The 4,978-nt window shown below is 39.2% G+C and carries 3 protein-coding genes; all 3 read right to left on the minus strand.

Annotation, left to right across the window (positions count from 1 at the left end; translation table 11 throughout):
- Nucleotides 1-147: 147 nt before the first annotated feature.
- Nucleotides 148-324 carry a hypothetical protein gene (locus F6K15_RS37345; RefSeq protein WP_293071083.1) on the minus strand — a complete coding sequence of 59 codons (177 nt, stop codon included), beginning with the start codon at nt 322-324 and terminating at the stop codon, nt 148-150.
- A gap of 569 nt (nt 325-893) precedes the next feature.
- Nucleotides 894-3,638: a bifunctional acetate--CoA ligase family protein/GNAT family N-acetyltransferase gene (locus F6K15_RS37355; protein ID WP_293071085.1), complete on the minus strand. Its 2,745-nt coding sequence runs from the start codon at nt 3,636-3,638 to the stop codon at nt 894-896.
- 1,040 nt (nt 3,639-4,678) lie between these two features.
- The gene (locus F6K15_RS37360; protein WP_293071086.1) at nt 4,679-4,816 is read right to left on the minus strand and encodes a hypothetical protein; all 138 of its coding nucleotides are present in this window, start codon (nt 4,814-4,816) and stop codon (nt 4,679-4,681) included.
- Nucleotides 4,817-4,978: the final 162 nt, after the last annotated feature.

The raw sequence follows: 4,978 nt of genomic DNA on the forward strand, positions 1-4,978 counted from the left end.
TTCAAATCCACCTTGCCATAAATAATTATTATTTATCATATTATTCACCTCTCTATAGATATTTATCAGCTTTTTTGCCCAAAATTTTCCTTAACTTGAACTAATTAGAAATACTTTTTGTCCGGTGCAAAATTGGCGCTCGCCTGATTAAGAAATCGCTCCCTGAACTATCTGCACCTGATTACTAATCATTCCAGCTATTCCCAGTCCAATCGAAATTAGCCCCAGAATAGTTTTTATACCTAAACCACAGACAAAACAATTTATCCCACCTGTCCGTAGCTTTACCTGCATTTTATCTTCAGATGATAGTAATTTATACAAAATATAACAATTCTTTACACCAACCTTATAGAACCCATTTGGTATCTCTAAAAAATTAGGCGATATAGCTGCCGCACTTGCTCCGCCAACGCTAACCTCTTAAGCATCAGTCGAAAAAACGGCATATTAATCTTAGCAGTAGCATTTTCCAGGGTTCTTTTCCTGCGGAATACTTCCCTACGGGATGCGGAAGCAAACGCAAACAAAATTTTTGGTCAAGCTTTTACACCTCTCCATCCAGGAATTGGTTCTTTCAATGACCCACCTGGCTTTGACGGGAACAAACCCTGTTTTTCCTTCCTGTTTTTTCTGTGCCAATGATAGTTTTGGTGATAGTTTCAACCGAATTTTGGTCATAATCGCAGGATAGATTTTTTTTAACTCCTGTATGATTTTTTCGCTCTTGGTATCCATTATCAAGTAAAATAGTGATTTTAGGAATGTTTACAGGAAAAGATTTAAAGTCGTCAATATTGTCTTTTTTGAAAAAGTGCGTGGTGCGATTTTATGGGGGATTAAAACCCCCATTATACACCTTGAGAAGCCGATCGCCGATCGCTAAGTGCTACTTAATCAGAAATTGTCAATTTCGCCTCTACTAAATCAGCACTACGCTGCAATTGAAAACCCACTTTCTCACAAACTCGTTGCATAGCTATATTATCTGCTAAAATTGTCGCCACAATTCCCTCTAACTGCTCATCTCGACCAATTTGCACCAGTCGCAATAACAATTCCGTTCCTAACCCCTGACGTTGATAGGGGTCGCTCACTAACATGGCAAATTCTGCTTCATTTACCCCATGTGACTTACTCAAACGACCTGCTCCTAAAATCTCATGGTTTCCTGTTTCCGGATTTTTATAATCCACTACTAATGCCATTTCCCGATTATAATCAATAAAGCAAATCCTAGTTAAACGTTCGTGAGCAATGCGCCTACTTAACTTGAGAAAGTTAAAATAACGCAAATACACACTTTCCTCAGACAATGTTTTGTGGAACTGAACAATTAACGGTTCATCCTCTGGACGAATAGGACGAATAGTCACCTCAGCACCATTTTTCATTTGCCAAGGTTTGATATATTGAGTCGGGTACGGACGAATAGCTGGCGATGGCAATTTTTCTACACCCACACTCTTGTCATGGAGAACTACCCGTGCATCCAAAGCAATTAAACGTTCCGAAGATGCCAAAAGTGGATTAATATCAATTTCCTTGATCCAAGGTTGCTCTACCACCAACTGACTAAATTTCACCATTAGCTTTTCCAATGCTGCCAGATCCACAGCTTTACGCCCCCGAACACCTTTGAGAGCTTGATAGATTTTTGTTTGTTCTATCATCCGACGGGCGAGAGTTGTATTCAAAGGCGGTAATGCTACTGCCCGGTCCTTAAACACCTCTACCAACTGACCACCCGTACCAAATAACAATACCGGACCAAATTGTGGATCGATGCTGCTACCAATAATCAATTCATAACCAATGTCTAAACTTAACATCGGTTGCACTGTCACCCCTAAGAAATGCTCAGAACCGACTTTCTCAGCTACGGATGTTTGAATATTCTGATACGCCCATTTTACGGCTTCTGCATCTTTGAGATTTAACTGAACTCCACCCACATCAGTTTTGTGAGTAATTGTCTCAGAAAAAAGCTTCAGTACTACGGGATAACCAATAACATCTGCGTGTTCCACTGCTTCAGTTTCAGTTTTGGCAACTAATGTCTGCACAATAGGAATACCATAAGCAGCCAAAACCTGTTTCGACTCAGACTCGGTGAGAATAGTTCGGTTTCCATCTTGAGCAGTTTTGATAATTTGCTCAACTACAGAACAGTTAGGACCTTCTTCTTGGTCTTGTGCTAGCACTGGTGTTTCATATATACCTTGCAGGTTATAACTATATTTCCACATAAAGTTAAACAACCGTGCTGCTGCATCTGGATAACGATAAGTGGAGATACTAGCGCGATTGAGAATTATTTCACCCGTGGTTACTTCATCTCCTCCCATCCAACTTGCTAATACTGGTTTTTTGGCAGTCTGAGCATAATGTTTCAACTGTTCTGCGGTTTGAGTGGGGTCGGTCATAGCTTGAGGAGTCAAAATTACTAGCAAACCGTCAGTATTAGGGTCTTTGACTGCTACTTCTAGAGTCTTGTGATAACGTTCGGGGTCAGCATCACCAAGAATATCAATAGGGTTACTATGACTCCAGTGAGTTGGTAAAAACTCATTCATTTGAGTAATGGTTTCTTCTGCCAGTGGAGCAAGTTCCCCACCAGTAGCAATCAGAGCATCAGTGGCTAGAACTCCTGGTCCCCCAGCGTTAGTAATAATTGTTAATTTTGGTCCTTTGGGAATCCTTGGCTGTTTTGCCATCACTTCTGCCATATCAAATAGTTCAGAAATACGATTCACCCGCAATACTCCACAGCGACGGAAAGCAGCATTGAGAACTTCATCGCTACCTGTGAGAGAACCTGTGTGAGAAGCAGCAGCTTTGGCAGCGGCCTCGGTTTGACCTGCTTTGATTACTATTATTGGTTTGGTTAATGCTACTTCCCTAGCAGCAGACAGGAACGACCGCGCATTGCCAATGGATTCCATATAAATTACAATACTCTTGGTATGGGGGTCATCACCGAGATAATAAATTAGGTCGCCCCAATCTACATCTAACATGGAACCGATGGAGATAAATGCGCTGAAACCAACGTTTTCAGGGAAACTCCAGTCAAGGACTGCTGTACAAAATGCTCCACTCTGACTAATGAAACCAACGTTACCAGGGTTAGCCATTGTGCTAGCAAAAGTGGCATTGAGTCCACTATGAGGATTCATTAAACCTAGACAGTTAGGGCCGATAATTCGCATTTTGCCCCTAGCTGTTGCCATGATTTGTCGTTCTAATTCTATGCCTTCTGGTCCAATTTCTTTGAATCCGGCTGAGACTATGATCGCGCCTTTTATGCCTACTTCTACACATTCACGCACAGCATCAGGGACCATTGGTGCGGGTATAGCAATGATTGCTAAGTCTACTGATGCTGGTATGGCTTTAATATTTGGATAAGCTGGAATGCCAAGGACACTATGACGTTTGGGATTAACTGGAAAAATTGTGCCTCCAAAAGGGTTGCTGAGTAGGTTCCAGAGAATTGTGCGTCCGACACTGCCGACTCTTTCTGTAGCACCAATTACCGCCACATTTTCTGGGGCAAATATTGAGGTTAGGGGTTGTCGCTCTGCTCTGAGAATATCATAGGTTGGATCTGTTGTTTGTTGAGGTGTTTGTAACATTATTTTTTCCCCTTTTTTTGCAGTTGATAATTATTTTTCTCAACTTCTTTTCAGCTTTAACTTGAAACGATATCTAACTTAACACTACTTTCAGGTCGCTGTACTTGTCTAGATATTTCATTCGTGAAAGGTTAAGGGAACCTTAAAATTTATCTTCCTTGTCAATGGACAAAAATCTGTTTTTTTTACTCTTAAACATTAATAATATTTTATCAAATTAATTTGACTAAGTCAAATCAAGCTAAACAATGAAAATTGTGCTCTTGTCTTGTTAATAATAGACATCTCTAAAAATCAAAAATAAAATCAATTATTACCCATAAATTATCAATTATTCCTCCCTTTTTTCTGTTCCCTGTTTTCTGTTCCCTCTTTTGATGGAGATATATAATAGTGAAATCATTGTATAGTGCCATACATTTATCTAGATATTTCTGAGTGAAAATAAATCTTTAATTTGTCAGATTTTGATATTTTTTGAATGTTCCGATAATATATAATAAAATTACTAAAAATAATATTCATAAAATTTGAAACTAAATAATATAAAACATCTATGTTGATGATAATTAATGATGTAAACTAAACTTATTCCCTATGGTTTCTGTTGTTATATACTAATCACACTAATTTTCAAAAAAAATCTTTGCTTGATGACGTTACAGCACATAGATATAATACCAAATTATATGGACAATAAATATTATTTAATGGGTTAGCTCCTTACTTCTTAATTTCTCTAATCACGAAATTAAATAAAATTGGTATAGTAGTAAGTTAATTATATTAAATCCGGTTATCAAAATAACATGGGTCTAAAACCCCGCCTTTTAAGACGCAATATTTTTGGAGAGTTGCTCAAACCCGCTACTTCCCGTCCCCTCCTGGGAGGGGTTAGGGGTGGGTTAACTTCTGTACGTCGCCAATCCGACGGCTGCCCTATCTGACTCCTGACTTCATTAAACATCCTATAAATAAAAATATTTAAAAGCTATAGCTACTGGCGTGACACGCCTAAAATTGTGTATAGATTTTTGTTTCTAGGTGTCTTTATCTCCCCATCTCCCCATCTCCCCATCCCCCCGAATTTGATCTGAGGGGTCTGACCCTAAACTGCAACGTTGTAGTTTTTGAAATTTTTGGATGATTAAGAATTCGGTTTCATATAATATGTTCATAATTCTATTTAGACTTCAATCTCCCCATCTCCCCATCTCCCCATCTCCCCATCTCCCCCACTCCCCATCTCCCCATCCCCCCGAATTTGATCTGAGGGGTCTGACCCTAAACTGCAACGTTGTAGTTTTTGAAATTTTTGGATGATTAAGAATTCGGTTTCA

Origin of the sequence: Okeania sp. SIO2B3 (assembly GCF_010672525.1) — a bacterium.
Lineage (GTDB): Bacteria > Cyanobacteriota > Cyanobacteriia > Cyanobacteriales > Microcoleaceae > Okeania.

What these genes read in the sequence shown, in the direction of transcription:
- F6K15_RS37355 (WP_293071085.1), bottom strand. Translation starts at nt 3,638, where the DNA reads ATGTTACAAACACCTCAACAAACAACAGATCCAACCTATGATATTCTC.
- F6K15_RS37360 (WP_293071086.1), bottom strand. Translation starts at nt 4,816, where the DNA reads ATGAACATATTATATGAAACCGAATTCTTAATCATCCAAAAATTTCAA.